Below are 15,350 nucleotides of genomic sequence, written 5' to 3' on the forward strand. Positions count from 1 at the left end.
ATTGTTAAGTACAATTACGCAATATAGCCCCCAAGCGTTAATTACTGCGCCTAAAATACACACAGATTTATTATGGGATTTAACCATACTATTTGTGAGCTTGGCAGTATTGTATTTTGTAGGCATATTTTATTTTAGAAATAAATTTTCTAAACAGAATAAAATAATAGCTCAAAAAAAAACAGATTTATCTCCTATAATTAGTGAGTTTTTATTTTTTGAGGACAGTAGTTCTAAAGATGAAAAAAAGAGCTATATAAAATTAAAAATTGAAATAAGACAGTTTCTTAAGGATACCTTTAATAGAAGAATTCTGTCGGAAGTTTTATTAGATTTAGGGAAAGATGTTAGTGGGCGTACGCAACAATCTCTCTTTGAGCTGTATAGGGAATTAGAACTACATAAAGATGCCTATAAAAAGTTAGAGAGTTGGCGATGGGAATTAATTTCTAAAGGTATTTTTGAACTTACGCAAATGCATGTAGAAGAATCTTACGGATTCATTATTAAGTTTATTAATGATAAAAGAGGTACTATTAGAAAACAAGCAGAAATAGCTACTGTTACACTTAAGAATGAAGGTATTATACATTTTCTGGATACAACAAGATATAAAATATCGGAGTGGCAACAACTTAAATTATTAGAGGTGCTTCGAAACCAAAAAGATTTTCAACCACCAAAATTTAAGCAATGGCTTACCTCTGGAAACAAACATGTAGTGCTTTTTTCATTGCGGCTAATTAAACATTATAACCAAAATGACGCCGAGTTATCTATTATAGAGTTAGTAAAACATAAAAACACCCAAATAAAACAAGAGGCTATACAATGCATTAAAGAATTTGCTTTTCTTAAAGCAATAGATACTTTAAAATTGGTTTTTTGGAATTGTTCGGCAGATACTAAAATTGCCATTTTAGGAGCTATGGCAGTAATAGGTTCGGAGGAGGATTTACCTTTTTTAAGTCAAATAGAATTTAAAGAACGCAATTTTTCGGTAAAAAGTAAAGCCTTAAGTACTATAAATACAATTGCTCCAGAAACAATATTACCTACAGAAGATATAGAAACAGATATACATCATAATATACCTGAGGATATAGAAACTGTAATTGCTGCAAGTAAAGCTATTGCTACTACACCAAATGATATCGAAAGTATGGAAAGAGAAAAGGACGTAGAAGAAACTTTAAATAATGCTATTGAGCCTAGTACTATGGATGATAACAATGTTAAAGAAGTAATCCAAGAAATTAGAACAGAGGAATTACAATCTTTCGCCGAAAATATTGACGCTCCAATAGATGAAAATATTAACTTAGATTTTCTTCCTATTATTTCTTCTGAAGAAAGCCATGAACCACTACAAAATGATAAAACTAATGAAGAAATTAAAGATATAATTGTAAACTTTCAGAGAGTGGTTGGAAAGAAAATTAATGATTTAGATGTTGTTTATGACGCAGTACCTTTTTTATCTAAATCTCAAGACTTTATAGAATTTAATTTAGATTTTCTTCCATTAGTTACGGAAAAGAAAAAGGTATCGGATTTAAAGGTTTTTTATGAAGAAGTACCAGATATAATTTATGACAACAATTTTTCAAAAGAAAAAGAGGAGGAAATTAATTTAGATTTTATTCCTGTAGTTTTTGATGAAATTAACACTACAGATAAACCAGTATCTGTAGAAAAAATTGATTCTCAAAATATCAAAAATATAGTCACTATTTATGAAGAAATTAAGGTTGAGGAAGAAAAACAAAAAGTAAAAGAAATAGATTTAAAAGAGTATGATGTAGATTTTACGACCCTTTTTAACAAAAAAGAAGAGACAAAGTCTGCACCTGACCATATAGAATACAATATACCAAAAGCCAGTTTTTATAGTGAAAAAGAACTAGAAATGTTCGTTGTGTTGGAAGATATTGATGCTTTTGGTGATGCTAGAGAAATTCCATTATTAAAAGAATATTTGAGTGTAGAAAAAGAAGGACCTGTTAAAGAAAGAATTTTAGAAGTAATGGCCAAAATTCATCAAGAAAACAACCAAAACAAAGAAATTGGTATGGCAGTAAAAGAAGAAGAATATATTAGCGAAGTAAATTTAATAGAAGAGTTATTTATTAATTCTGATACGGAGTCTAAACTTATATTATTAGATGAAATTGTAGCTGTAGGTGAGAAGAAAGAGCTTAAACTTTTAAACAATTTATTAAGCGACCCAGATAAGACAGTAAGGCAAAAAGCATTAAAATGTATTGCGCAGCTTCAGAACCAAATAAACTTAAAAGAAAATTTGGTTATAGATTTAATTTCCGAGGAAGTAAGTCCAGAACCGATTCCTTTAGAATATGCTTTCTTAAACGATTACGAGGCGGAATTAATAAAAAATAATGCTGGCCCTTCTAAAACTTTAAAAGACTCAACAACCCTATCGAGTAGTGAGGGAAATAAAAAAGACGCTACTTTTTTAGAACAATTTTATATGTTCTCTTCTAAATTATTTGACAGACTAAATGGATAATGGTTTTTTCCATATCATTTTAGAGTATATAAACATAGTTTTTTTCTTGTTTACAGTTATTCTGTTCACTTTTTTTTGTGCAATGGCTTACTTATCTACAAGAAACACAATACATTACAAAAACAAGAATAGCTTTGGAGATATGTCAAAACTAATGGCTTCGCCGTTAGCTCCAAGTATAACCATAATTGCTCCAGCGTATAACGAAGGAATGACCATTGTAGAAAACATTAGGTCTTTAATGTCTTTAAAATATGTTAACTATGAAGTAATGGTAGTTAATGATGGTAGTAAAGATGATACTTTGCAAAAAATGATTGATGCCTATGATCTGGTAAAAATTGATCAAGAAATAGATCCAAATTGGAAATCTAAACCCATACGCGGAATATATAAATCACCACAAAGAGCTTTTTCTAAACTCACAGTGATTGATAAAGAAAATGGCGGTAAATCTGATGCTTTAAATACAGGAATGGCCTTATCCACCAATAAATATGTTGGTTGTATTGATGTGGATTGCCTTTTATTGCCAGACGCTTTGTTACATGTTGTAAAATCTTTTTATCAGCGTTCCGAAAAAAAAGTAATTGCAGTAGGTGGTGTTATTAGAGTAGCAAATTCTTGTGTCATTCAAGGAGGGCAATTAGAAGAAATTAAACTGCCAACTAATTGGCTAGCAAGGTTCCAGTTGTTAGAATATACGCGCTCTTTTATCCTTGGTAGAATGGCATGGGGCAGGATAGATAGTTTATTAATTATTTCTGGTGCTTTTGGCTTTTTCGATAGAGAATTGGCACTAGCCGTAGATGGTTACGATACTAATACTGTAGGAGAAGATATGGAAATTGTTTTTAAAATGCGTAGGTATATGCATGACCGTAAAATACCATATACCATAGAATATATTCCAGATCCATTGTGTTGGACAGAAGTTCCTGAGGATTTAAAAATATTAGTAAATCAACGAGATCGATGGGCTAGAGGAAACTTAGAAACTCTTTTTAAGCATAAAGACATGTTCTTTAATCCTAAATATGGGAGATTAGGAATGCTCAGTTATCCTTATTGGTTTTTCTATGAATGGTTAGCACCAATGTTAGAGTTTTTTGGAATGCTAACTATTTTTCTATTTTTTTATATCGGGATTCTTAATTGGAATTTCTTTATTGCTATTACGGCTACCATTTATGTGTTTTCTATTATGTTTTCTTTTTATGCCATTCTTTGGGATGTCTATGCATATAATGAATATAAAAAAACAAAAGATATATTAATATTAATGTTTTGTGCCATTATAGAACCAATTACTTTTCACCCAATAGTAGTATGGGCAGCTATAAGAGGAAATTATAAAAAACTCTTTAAAATTAAATCAGGTTGGGGGTCCCAGGTAAGAAAAGGTTTTGCTAAAACAGCATAAATGCAAATAAAACAAGACATACCAAAAAATAGTACTCCAAAAAAATTGAAGGATTTTATTCCATTAGTCCTTACCTTTTTTGGAGCATTAGTGCTATTGTCATTGTATCAAAATTTAAGCTTGTATTTAAGCGGAGTTTTAGATACAGTAATTAACAAAAGCTTTTTTCTGTTGCTTTTAAATCATACTGGCTATGTGGCTATTACAGCTCTTTTTCTTTCTTTTATCTTTAATTTTTTAGAAAATAAAAAACCAGGAAAAGGCTATATAACTGTAAAGTTTATTTTAATTCTTTTAGTAATTATAGAGGCTTTATTAATTCAATATTATGTCCTGAATTATGAAATATTAGGCACTGAAATTCTTAGCCTTTCCAAATCGGATACTGTGTTATTCTCGGTTACACCAATAATTGGTCTCTTATTACTATGCCTAGGAATTAGTTTTTACATACATAAAGTAACAGCGAAAACGTACGGTATTATAAGTAGAATGTATCCTTTCACTATTATACTCTTTAGTTTGTTCCTTGCTACTCTATATGCGACTAAAAAACCAATTAATGAGAATAAAACCACTCATTTGTTTGTAAGTTTAAAAGATTACATTTTAGAAGATGATACCTACGAAGGTTCTTTAGAGTATCCAATGTTAAAAAATGATTTACCTAAGGATGTATTAAGTCCATTATTCAATACCGCATCAAAAAAACCAAATTTCTTATTTATAATAATAGATGGTTTAGGAGCTGATTTCGTTGGTGAAAAAGCAAAATACAAAGGTTTTACTCCCTACCTACAGAGTTTAACTAAGCAAAGTATCTATTGGGAAAACCATTTAAGTAATAGTGGAGAGAGCTTTGCTGTGCTTCCTAATATAGTAGGTTCATTGCCTTTTGGTAAAGAAGGTTTTACAAATTTAGAAAGGTATACTAACAGAAACACTTTATACAGTTTGTTAAGGAATAATGGATATATAACTTCTTATAATTATGGGGGCAATAGTGCCTTTAATTATATGGATAAATTTTTAGATGAAGAACGTGTAGATCGCATTATAGATAAACAAGATTTTGGGAAAAATTATATATTACAAGAAGAAGATGCAGCCGGTTTTTCTTTGGGTTATCCAGATACTGAATTGTATAAAAAGTTTAATGCAAATTTCTTTTCTACTACAAAGCCAAGGTTTGACGTTTTATTAACTCTTAGCAGTAAAAACCCATTTTTAATACCAAATCAAGAAGAGTATATTGAAAAAGTAGAGAATAAATTGGTTAAAATAGATTTGGATAAAAGGGCAAAAAAAATAATATCAAAGAATAAAGAAATATTTGCTAGTATGCTGTATTCAGATACGGCTTTACAAGTTTTTATGGAATCGTATAAAAACAAACCAGAGTACCAAAACACTATTTTTATTATAACAGGTAGTCACAATTCCACAGTTTTGCCCCATTCTAATAATTTACAACGATTCAAAGTTCCGTTGTTTGTATATAGTCCTTTACAAAAAAAAGCCAAAACAATATCTACTTTAACCTCTCATGCAGATATTGCTCCTAGTATTCTTTCGTTTTTAACGGTTAATTATAAAATTACTTTACCAGAACAAAATGCTTGGCTTGGAAGCGAGTTAATATCTAAAAGCATTTTTACTTCTTCTAAACAAATTCCACTCATTAAAAAAAGAAATGCTATTGTAGATTATATAAAAGGTTCTCATTTTATTAGCAAAAACAAAGTGTATCGACTTAGCGAAAAACTGGAATTAATGGAAGAAGATAATGATGACATATTCTATGAAATAAAACATAGTTTTAGCGTGTTTAAATCCATAAACAACTACGTTACTAAGAATAATAAAATTATTCCGGATTCTTTGTCTTTATATTCCAAAACAGCCAAAGAATTATCTAAACAAGATAGGATATGGGTAGAAAGTGTTTTTAACGGAAAAGATTATGACAATGCCTATTTAACAGCAAGAGACCTGGCCTTTAATAAAGATTGGGACCGCTCTTTATTATTATGCAATTATATTTTATCTAAAATACCTAGACATTCGGATACAGAAATTTTAGTTGGTAGATTACACGCATGGAAAAAGGATTACACCACTTCTATGCATTTATTAGAAGAGGTTGTTAGAAAATACCCTACCTATGATGATGCTTATTCTGCACTACTGGATACCTACTTTTGGTCTAATGAAAATGAAAGAGTAGTAGAACTTAAAGAAAAAATAAGAGAAAATAATATAAGCTCTAAAGAGGTTAACGAAAAACTTCTGCGAGCAAAAGTTCAATTATTGAATAATAAAGAAATTGTAGAAACCCAATTTTAATGCAAGGAATAAAAAAATATATCCTCTTTTTAATGTGCTTTTATAGCATTTGTATTTGGGCACAAGAGAAAGATTATTCGGGTGATCCAGATACGTCATTCTTTGCCGCTAGAGATTTAGCTTTTGCTGGAAATCGAATAGAAGCAAGAGATACATTACATCATATATTAAGTGTATATCCGGATTATACAGATGTTCGTGTTCTTTTGGCAAAAACATATACCTGGGATAAAGATTATGATAACGCTAGAAAACACTTTAATAAGATACTATCTAAGAATAAAGGAATTAAAGAAGTGTGGATTGCTGCTATTAATAACGAATTGTATTCTAAAAACTATGCAACGGCTTTGGGGCTATCTAACAAGGCCTTGGGTTATATAAAGGAAGACATAGATTTGCAAAAACAAAAGCAACATGCCATAGATGGAATTATGGGGGTTTCTAATATAGAAGCAGAAATATCGAAGGTAGATTCTTTACAAACCCCTCTTAGAAATCAAATTAGTATTGCAAATAGCTTTGAGATTTTCGATGTTGCCTATGACCCCATGTTTTATTCTAGTATAGAATATAAAAGAGAAACACTTTCAGGGCCTATTATCCCTAGAATAAATTATAGTAACAGATTTAATACGCATGGTTTACAGTATGAATTAGATTTTTATCCTAAGTTATCTAAAACGTTTTATGGGTATTTAAACTATGGTTTTTCTAATGCGACTATATACTCCAAACACAGAGCAGGAGTAGAGGTCTACGCTAACTATCCTAAAAATATGGAACTATCATTGGGTATGCGCTATATGGATTTTAAGTCTATTAAGGCAACAATAATGACAGCTAGTGTTGGGTTATATAGTGGTAATTATTATTTCTCAGCGCGACCGTACGTAACATCTATAAGTAGTAAAAACTTGGGCTTTTCAGGAACGGTACTAGCTAGAAAATATCTTAGAGATAAGCAAAATTACCTTGGAGTTACGGCTGTAGTTGGGTATTCTTCTGAATTAAAGCAACTCCGTAATGCCCAAGATACGCTTTTAGCAGAAACTGTATTTTATGTAGAGTCGCAACAACTTTTGTTTGAGTATCAATTCACAGGAAAAAAGAACCCCAATATGTATAAGGCAAATCTAGGAGTAGCACGCCAAGAGCTTGTGTTTAACCCAGGAAAATTCTTCTGGTCCGTATCTGCAGGTATAACATACCAGGTTAAGTTTTAAAGATCGATGAACTACGTATAACAGTGTTACACCATATAAACACAAGGATTAACCACTTTTTTGTTTTAAAAAAACAAAAAATAAGTGCTTCACAACAAATTTTACTTCATACACCACAATTTATTGTTCTAAAGCCACGTTATAATTATGTTTACTTAGTAATTGAAACCCAAGTCTAAATACTAATTTAACCATTTTATAATATGCTTTATGATACCTACGGAGAGGAATACTTGGTATTCCTTCAAGATTTAAACGAAATATTAAGTATTAATGAATTGGTAGAATTAGATTTTATGTAGTCTAATAAATTAAAAAACTAGTTCACCCCTAAATCCCCAAATAATTATGGCAAACAAGAATCAGGACAACACAGCTTACTTAAACTTCATTCAAAATTTAAATGAAATTCTAGTAGATTATAATATTAATAAGCTTACGTACTCTTAGAAATAAAAGAGCCCAATTTTATAAAAAGAGACCGTTATTTTAAATAACGGTCTTTTTTTTTATCCTAAATAGGCTTTTAATAATTTACTCCTAGAAGCATGGCGGAGTTTTCTAATGGCCTTTTCTCTAATTTGCCTCACTCGTTCTCTTGTTAGATCGAACGTTTGCCCAATTTCTGCAAGAGTCATGGACTGTTGGTCTCCAATACCATAATACAGTTTAACAACATCGGCTTCTCTTGGAGAAAGTGTTTCTAATGCTCTATTTATTTCCGTATTTAAAGATTGCTGCATTAATGAAGTATCTGGCCTAGGAGATTCTCCAGCCCTAATAACATCGTATAAATTAGAGTCTTCCCCTTCACGTAGAGGAGCATCCATAGACACGTGTCTTCCTGTATTTTTTAAAGATTCTTTAACCTCGTTAACAGTCATTTCAAGCTCTTTTGCTATCTCATCTGGAGAAGGAGGTCTTTCATTAGACTGTTCTAAGTACGAAAATGCTTTTTTAATCTTATTGATAGAACCAATTTTATTTAAAGGTAGTCGTACTACTCTAGATTGTTCTGCTAAGGCTTGTAAAATAGATTGCCTAATCCACCATACCGCATAAGAGATAAACTTAAAACCTCTGGTTTCATCGAAACGTTTCGCTGCTTTTACTAATCCTACATTACCCTCATTGATTAAATCAGGAAGTTTTAATCCTTGATTTTGATATTGTTTTGCCACGGAAACAACAAATCTAAGATTTGCATTGGTTAGTTTTTCTAATGCAGCTTGGTCACCTGTACGAATCAATTGGGCAAGTTCTACTTCTTCTTGAGCACTTATTAAATCAATCTTACTAATATCTTGCAAGTACTTATCTAAGGATTTCGATTCACGATTAGTAACCTGCTTGATAATTTTTAGTTGCCTCATATATTCGTATTTTGTTTTAGTGATTGAACAAGTACTCATAATACATTTTTATTATCTCTTTTCCAAGTAGATAGAGACATACTTATACAGATTTTATTACAATTTTTGAAATCCCTGTAAGAATCCTTAATAAATTAAGATGCTTATTCTATTTTTGGATTATCAAAAGAAAACTTACCTCTGGGTAAGATCATTAGGTATTAACAAGGAAATATCCTTAAATTTTTGATGCGAACATCAGAATAATATATACCCATTAGTGGGAATAAAAAATGAGTAAAAGAGCTTTAACATCCTATTTATCTTCTCTAAAGAAAAAAGAATTAGAAGAGCAATTAGTAGATTTATACATTCGTTTCCCGGTGGTAAAGGAATATTATGATTTTGTTTTTAATCCTAAAGAAGACAAACTTATACAAGAAGCCAAAACTAAAATAGCAAATGAATACTTCCCTATAAAAAGAAGAAAACCAAAAGCAAGAAGGTCTGTAGCACAAAAATATATTAAGCATTTTATAAAGCTTGGAGTAGACCCTTCTTTAATTATAGATGTAATGTTATTTAATTTAGAAATAGCACAATCATTTTCCATAGAAAGGAAGGTGCCAGATTCTTTTTATAAGAGTATGTTAAACTCTTTTAAAGAAGCCCTACAATATATTTCTCTACACGGTTTTCTTACAGATTATAAAGAAAGGATAGTTAAAATTTACACTCATACTCAAGATAATAATTGGATTTTCGCAGAAGATTTTTCCAAAGCCTTAGATTTAATTGATTAAAATTTTTGTAAAGGTCTGATTTAGAGATGTTTTTCGATATATTTAAAAAAAACCTTCATTTTATAGGTAATATTTCGTTTAAGTATAAAAAACTTATAGTTTTGTAAGATTGGCATTTTAGTAATTTAACCTTTTAAAACTAGTTGCATTCCTTTGAAGTATCAAAAGCATACGAAAGAAAAAAATCTTTACGATTATCAAGAGGCAGATTTAAATAGCATTTTTGAGCATTTAAAAAATGCAAAGGATAATTCTAATCTTTTGTATCAGCTACCTACTGGAGGTGGTAAAACCGTAATTTTTTCTGAAATTACTAAAAGATACATTGAAGAAATAAAAAAAAAGGTAGTCGTTTTAACGCATAGGATAGAGTTAAGTTCTCAAACCTCAAATATGCTTACTGGTTTTGGTGTAAAAAACAAAGTCATTAATAGCGAGGTTAAAGAAGTTAAAAACCAAGACGGTGTAATGTGTTATGTCGCAATGGTAGAAACATTGAATAATCGATTACAAGAAGAAAAGGTTGAAATAAATAACATAGGCCTTGTAATAATAGATGAAGCGCATTACAATTCTTTTAGAAAACTCTTTAAATACTTTAATCACGCAATTATTCTTGGAGTAACAGCTACGCCTTTAAGTTCTAATATTAAGCTACCAATGAAGGATAACTACAGCAAATTAATTGTTGGAGAGTCTATTTCTTCTTTGATAGAGAAAAAATTCTTAGCTAAAGCTGATGTTTACAATTATGATGTAAGCTTACAGAATTTAAAACTTGGAATTAATGGAGATTATACAGTAAAATCTTCCGATGAGCTTTATAGTAATCAAAACATGTTAACGAAGCTGTTAACAGGGTATACAGAGGTAGCTAAGGGTACAAAAACGCTTATTTTTAATAATGGGATAAATACCTCTAGATATGTGTATGAGACCTTTAAGAAAGCAGGGTATAACATTAGGCATTTAGACAATAAAAACAGTGCAACCGAAAGAAAAGATATTTTAGAATGGTTTTCTAAAACACCAGATGCAATTTTAACTTCTGTTAGTATCTTAACTACAGGTTTTGATGAACCTACAGTGGAAACTATTATGCTTAATAGAGCAACGAGGTCGTTAACTTTGTATTTTCAAATGATTGGGCGTGGATCCCGTGTTTTGCCAAATAAAAAAGAGTTTAAAGTAATAGATTTTGGAAATAATGTTGCACGTTTTGGAATGTGGAGTGCACCAATAGATTGGCAAGAAATATTTCATTTTCCTGATTTCTTTTTAGAAAACATAAAGAATGATGAAGATATAGAACGAGAGTTCGTGTATGAAATGCCTAAAGACCTTAAGAAAAAATTTTCCAAATCTTCTGTTATTTCGTTTGATATAAAAGAAGAATATAAAAAAGGATTTGCTCAGGGGTTAAAATCGAAAATAGTTTTAGAAAGAAGTATAGAACAGCACGCCACTATTTGTGTAGAAAATGCTGAAGATGTTTTCGACGCTAGGATACTTGCTAAACTGTTAAGAGAAGAAATTAGTTTTAGAGTAAAGCAATATTCGTATTGCATAATGAACAACACTAAGAATTATAAAGAGTGGTTAGAGGAAGATTATGAACGTAAATTACGCTCTAAGATTTCTAAAAAATTTGCTGAAAAAATGTAAGCCTAAATGACGCAATTGAAGGTTTTAATTATAGGGTTTGTATGGCCAGAACCAACTTCTACGGCTGCTGGGCAAAGGATGTTAGAACTGATACAATTCTTTTTAAAACAAAACTATATAGTTTCTTTTGCCTGTACAGCAAAGAAAACAAAATATTCTTTTCCGTTAGACACGTTGGGAGTATTCGAAAAAGAAATAGTCTTAAACAACTCTAACTTTGATAGTTATCTCAACGAGATTAAGCCCAACATTGTAATGTTCGACCGTTTTTTAACTGAAGAGCAATTTGGTTGGCGTGTTGCAGAAAATGTCCCAAATGCTTTACGTATTCTCGATACAGAAGATTTACATTCTTTGCGCCAAACAAGAGAGCTAGCTTTTAAAAAAGACCTCCCTTTTTTAATTGCAGATTGGAAAAAAAATGCAACTACCAAAAGAGAAATAGCCAGTATATATCGTTCTGATATTTCTTTACTTATTTCGCCCTACGAAATGCGATTGCTAAAGGAGAACATTAAAATAGAGGATAGTTTAATACACTACCTTCCTTTTTTATTAGAAAAAACGCGGTATGAACCCATACCCTATACCCAAAGAAAAGGGTTTATTTGTATAGGTAATGGTAACCATGCACCGAATAAAGATGCCATTATTTGGTTAAAAAAAGAAATTTGGCCTCTTATTCGTAAACAGCTACCAGAAGCTACTTTATCCATTTATGGAGGGCACTTGCCAGAACAAATAATGCAAATGCATAATCCTAAAGAGGGATTTTTAGTAAAAGGCTGGGCTCCGAATGCTATAGAAGCGGTTAGTAAAGCCAAAATTTGTTTAGCCCCATTACGTTTTGGTGCAGGAATAAAAGGGAAACTAGTAACAGCTATACAAGCTGAAACGCCAAGTATTACTACCCAGATAGGAGCGGAGGGAATACAATTGCCTAGTTTTAAGTGGAATGGTATAATAAAAGAGGACGCTGTTGCTCTGGCAAATGCAGCAGTAGAGTTATACCGTTCAGAAAAAGAATGGTATATAGCACAGAAAAACGGAAAAAAACTACTGCAACAGATATTTAATAAAGAAAAGTTCGAGAACCATTTTTTAAAAGCAATAACTAATACCCTAGAAAACTTAAAAGAGCACAGGGAAAGAAACTTTATTGGTGCAATGCTACAGCATAATAGTATGGCGAGCACTAAATATATGTCTAAATGGATTGAAGCTAAAAATAGGATGTAATGTATTTTTTTAGGAAAGAATCTTATCTTTAATATTTTCAAACGTAATTTAAAACTATATACCATGAATAATCCAGTACAATGGTTTGAGATTTCTGTAAAAGATATTGAAAGAGCCAAGAATTTTTATGAGGAAGTTTTTAAACTAGAATTTCAATATATAGAGGCTCCTGGGGCTAAAATGTATATGTTTGGAGCACCAGACAAAATTGGTTCTTCGGGTTGTTTAGTCCAGTCCAGCGATAATATTCCTAGTACCGAAGGAACAATATTATATTTTAAATCTGATGATATTTCTGAGGAGTTAACAAGTATTAAAAAAGTTGGTTGTACCATTGTTGTTCCTAAAACAGATATTGGCGAATTTGGTTTTTATGCACAATTTTTAGATACAGAAGGAAATAGAATTGGTTTACATTCTGATAAATAATAACCTAAAATTAATACATGTTGTAAACATCTGCAACAAACACATATACAGATATATATAATGAATCAACCAGATTGGAAAGTTGTTAAGGAATTTGAAGATATTACCTATAAAAAAAGTAATGGCGTAGCTCGTATTGCATTTAATAGACCTAATGTTCGTAATGCATTTAGGCCTAAAACAACGAGTGAGTTGTTAGAAGCATTTCATGATGCTCAAGAAGATACTAGCATAGGCGTAGTTCTTTTGTCCGCCGAAGGTCCGTCAACAAAAGATGGAGTATACAGCTTTTGTAGTGGTGGCGACCAAAAAGCTCGTGGACATCAGGGTTATGTAGGGCAAGATGGGTACCATAGATTAAATATTTTAGATGTTCAACGTTTAATACGATTTATGCCAAAGGCAGTCATATGCGTAGTACCTGGTTGGGCTGTTGGCGGCGGTCATAGTTTACATGTAGTTTGTGATATGACATTAGCAAGTAAAGAACATGCTATTTTTAAACAAACCGATGCTGATGTTACAAGTTTTGATGGAGGTTATGGTTCGGCTTATTTAGCTAAAATGGTAGGGCAAAAGAAAGCAAGAGAGATTTTCTTTTTAGGAAGAAACTACTCTGCACAAGAAGCTTATGAAATGGGAATGGTAAATGCTGTAGTGCCACATGATGAACTGGAAGATACTGCCTACCAATGGGCTCAAGAAGTATTAGCAAAGTCGCCTACATCTATTAAAATGCTGAAATTCGCTATGAATCTTACCGATGATGGTATGGTAGGGCAACAAGTATTTGCCGGGGAAGCTACACGTTTAGCGTATATGACAGAAGAAGCCAAGGAAGGTAGAGATGCCTTTTTAGAAAAACGTAAGCCCAATTTTGAAAAGAAATGGTTGCCGTAATTTAGGTTACAAAACCAAGTTTTAATGAATCTCAAGGAACATTATATTCAATTATATAAAGATGCTATCCGTAAAATTTCCTCGGACCATTATGAAATTGATGAATTAATAGATTCTAAGCTAGACCAACGATTTGGAGTAACTCTTCTTTTTAGACCTTCGAATGAAGTGAAAGGAAAAATTCAAAAATTTCTTTCTGAATTGAAACAAGTAGAACCAAACCAGTATTACTATCCCAATTCAGATATTCATATTACAGTTATGTCTATAATATCTTGTTATGAAGGTTTTGATAGTAAAAAAATAGAATTATCTAAGTATGTAGAATTAATAAAGAAATGTTTGCCAAAAAAATCAGATATTAAGATTCAATTTAAAGGAGTAACAGCTTCCAATTCTTGTATAATACTGCAAGGATTTATGAATAACAATATAATTAATGATATTAGAAATAGCTTAAGAAAAGAATTTAAAAATTCGAAGTTAGAACAAAGTTTAGACAAAAGATATTCCATAGAAACAGCCCATTCTACCATTGTTAGGTTCAAGGAAGAATTTAAACAAAAAGAAAAGTTTTTAAATATAATTGACAAATATGTCGATTTTGATTTTGGTACTTTTGAAGTAGAAAAGATGGAATTAGTTTACAACGATTGGTATCAAAGAAAAGAATTTGTTAAAGAACTCCATATCTTCAAAATATAATAGGTAATACAAATGGACTATTTATCGGCTACTTATTTTTTTGATTACGAGAGTGATACCATCCAGAACTTAATTAAGGAATACAACAATACATCTCTTTCTAAAAAAGAAATCGCAAAGCTTGTGTACTTAAAAGTGCGAGATTCTTGGAGGTATAACCCTTACAGTATTACCTTTTCTAAAGAAAATTATAGGGCAAGTGAACTTTCTAAAAAAACAAAAGGGCATTGTGTAGACAAATCCATTATATTAATAGCGTGTCTACGAGGTCTAGGAATCCCTGCTCGTATTCATTTAGCCAAAGTGAAAAACCATATTGGTGTAGCAAGATTAATCGAGAAATTTGGGTCCAATGAACTTACCAATCACGGAATGGTTAATGCGCATATAGAAGGAAAATGGGTTAAATTATCACCGGCCTTTAACGCTTCCATTTGCAAAATGTTTAATGTTTCGCCATTAGATTTTGACGGAGAAAATGATTCTATACTACAAGAATTTAATAAAGATGGAAACTTGTTTATGGAATATGTGGAAGATTACGGTTATTTTGATGATGTGCCTATAGAATTTATGCGTAACAGTGCAAAAGAGCATTATCCCCATATTTTTGATACGGGATCTGGGCAAACGGAATTTATATTATGAAACTCTAGTTTTTGAAACACTTTATATATCTTATAAACAACAACTTATAGAATTGTTTGTATATTATAGTCTTAAAAACAAATT

Annotated in this window: 12 protein-coding genes; 11 read left to right on the plus strand and 1 reads right to left on the minus strand. The window is 31.1% G+C overall.

The window, feature by feature from the left end:
• Position 1: 1 nt before the first annotated feature.
• Genes Q0856_RS10725 through Q0856_RS10740 form a run of 4 tightly spaced genes read left to right on the plus strand, consistent with a single transcriptional unit; the run spans position 2 to position 7,525 of the window.
• Positions 2–2,530, plus strand: coding sequence for a hypothetical protein (locus tag Q0856_RS10725; RefSeq protein ID WP_298504858.1), 2,529 nt, complete (start codon positions 2–4; stop codon positions 2,528–2,530).
• Complete coding sequence (locus Q0856_RS10730; RefSeq protein WP_298475221.1) at positions 2,523–3,953, plus strand: glycosyltransferase; 1,431 nt, start codon at positions 2,523–2,525, stop codon at positions 3,951–3,953. Before Q0856_RS10725 ends, Q0856_RS10730 begins: the two co-directional genes overlap by 8 nt.
• Positions 3,954–6,299: an LTA synthase family protein gene (locus Q0856_RS10735; protein ID WP_298504860.1), complete on the plus strand. Its 2,346-nt coding sequence runs from the start codon at positions 3,954–3,956 to the stop codon at positions 6,297–6,299. It abuts the gene before it with no gap.
• Positions 6,299–7,525: a YaiO family outer membrane beta-barrel protein gene (locus Q0856_RS10740; protein ID WP_298475226.1), complete on the plus strand. Its 1,227-nt coding sequence runs from the start codon at positions 6,299–6,301 to the stop codon at positions 7,523–7,525. Before Q0856_RS10735 ends, Q0856_RS10740 begins: the two co-directional genes overlap by 1 nt.
• 509 nt (positions 7,526–8,034) lie before the next feature.
• Here the strand turns inward: Q0856_RS10740 and Q0856_RS10745 are convergent.
• Complete coding sequence (locus Q0856_RS10745) at positions 8,035–8,898, minus strand: RNA polymerase sigma factor RpoD/SigA (RefSeq protein WP_298475229.1); 864 nt, start codon at positions 8,896–8,898, stop codon at positions 8,035–8,037.
• 272 nt (positions 8,899–9,170) lie between these two features.
• On the opposite strand from Q0856_RS10745, the gene Q0856_RS10750 reads away from it, so the two are divergent.
• From Q0856_RS10750 to Q0856_RS10780, 7 genes are all read left to right on the plus strand, one after another.
• A complete protein-coding gene (locus tag Q0856_RS10750) occupies positions 9,171–9,680 on the plus strand; it encodes a DUF6155 family protein (RefSeq protein ID WP_298475232.1) in 510 nt (169 codons plus the stop codon).
• 153 nt (positions 9,681–9,833) lie between these two features.
• On the plus strand, positions 9,834–11,345 hold the full coding sequence (locus Q0856_RS10755) for a DEAD/DEAH box helicase (RefSeq protein WP_298475235.1): 1,512 nt from the start codon (positions 9,834–9,836) through the stop codon (positions 11,343–11,345).
• Positions 11,346–11,351: 6 nt separating this feature from the next.
• Positions 11,352–12,584: a glycosyltransferase family 4 protein gene (locus Q0856_RS10760; protein WP_298504863.1), complete on the plus strand. Its 1,233-nt coding sequence runs from the start codon at positions 11,352–11,354 to the stop codon at positions 12,582–12,584.
• Between the two features lie 63 nt (positions 12,585–12,647).
• A complete protein-coding gene (locus Q0856_RS10765) occupies positions 12,648–13,013 on the plus strand; it encodes a VOC family protein (protein ID WP_298475240.1) in 366 nt (121 codons plus the stop codon).
• A 60-nt stretch (positions 13,014–13,073) separates the two neighbouring features.
• Positions 13,074–13,913, plus strand: a complete 840-nt coding sequence (locus Q0856_RS10770) for a 1,4-dihydroxy-2-naphthoyl-CoA synthase (RefSeq protein ID WP_298504866.1) — start codon at positions 13,074–13,076, stop codon at positions 13,911–13,913.
• 24 nt (positions 13,914–13,937) lie between these two features.
• Positions 13,938–14,618, plus strand: coding sequence for a mutarotase (locus Q0856_RS10775; protein ID WP_298504867.1), 681 nt, complete (start codon positions 13,938–13,940; stop codon positions 14,616–14,618).
• Between the two features lie 12 nt (positions 14,619–14,630).
• Entirely contained in the window at positions 14,631–15,266 is a 636-nt protein-coding gene (locus Q0856_RS10780) for a transglutaminase domain-containing protein (RefSeq protein ID WP_298504869.1), read from the plus strand.
• The last annotated feature ends 84 nt before the right edge of the window (positions 15,267–15,350 follow it).

Origin of the sequence: uncultured Maribacter sp. (assembly GCF_947496775.1) — a bacterium.
In the GTDB taxonomy this organism is placed as follows: Bacteria; Bacteroidota; Bacteroidia; order Flavobacteriales; family Flavobacteriaceae; genus Maribacter_B.

Coding starts and splice junctions, on each gene's coding strand:
- Q0856_RS10730 (WP_298475221.1), top strand. CDS start 2,523: ATGGATAATGGTTTTTTCCATATCATTTTAGAGTATATAAACATAGTT.
- Q0856_RS10735 (WP_298504860.1), top strand. CDS start 3,954: ATGCAAATAAAACAAGACATACCAAAAAATAGTACTCCAAAAAAATTG.
- Q0856_RS10740 (WP_298475226.1), top strand. CDS start 6,299: ATGCAAGGAATAAAAAAATATATCCTCTTTTTAATGTGCTTTTATAGC.
- Q0856_RS10745 (WP_298475229.1), bottom strand. CDS start 8,898: ATGAGGCAACTAAAAATTATCAAGCAGGTTACTAATCGTGAATCGAAA.
- Q0856_RS10750 (WP_298475232.1), top strand. CDS start 9,171: ATGAGTAAAAGAGCTTTAACATCCTATTTATCTTCTCTAAAGAAAAAA.
- Q0856_RS10760 (WP_298504863.1), top strand. CDS start 11,352: ATGACGCAATTGAAGGTTTTAATTATAGGGTTTGTATGGCCAGAACCA.
- Q0856_RS10765 (WP_298475240.1), top strand. CDS start 12,648: ATGAATAATCCAGTACAATGGTTTGAGATTTCTGTAAAAGATATTGAA.
- Q0856_RS10770 (WP_298504866.1), top strand. CDS start 13,074: ATGAATCAACCAGATTGGAAAGTTGTTAAGGAATTTGAAGATATTACC.
- Q0856_RS10775 (WP_298504867.1), top strand. CDS start 13,938: ATGAATCTCAAGGAACATTATATTCAATTATATAAAGATGCTATCCGT.
- Q0856_RS10780 (WP_298504869.1), top strand. CDS start 14,631: ATGGACTATTTATCGGCTACTTATTTTTTTGATTACGAGAGTGATACC.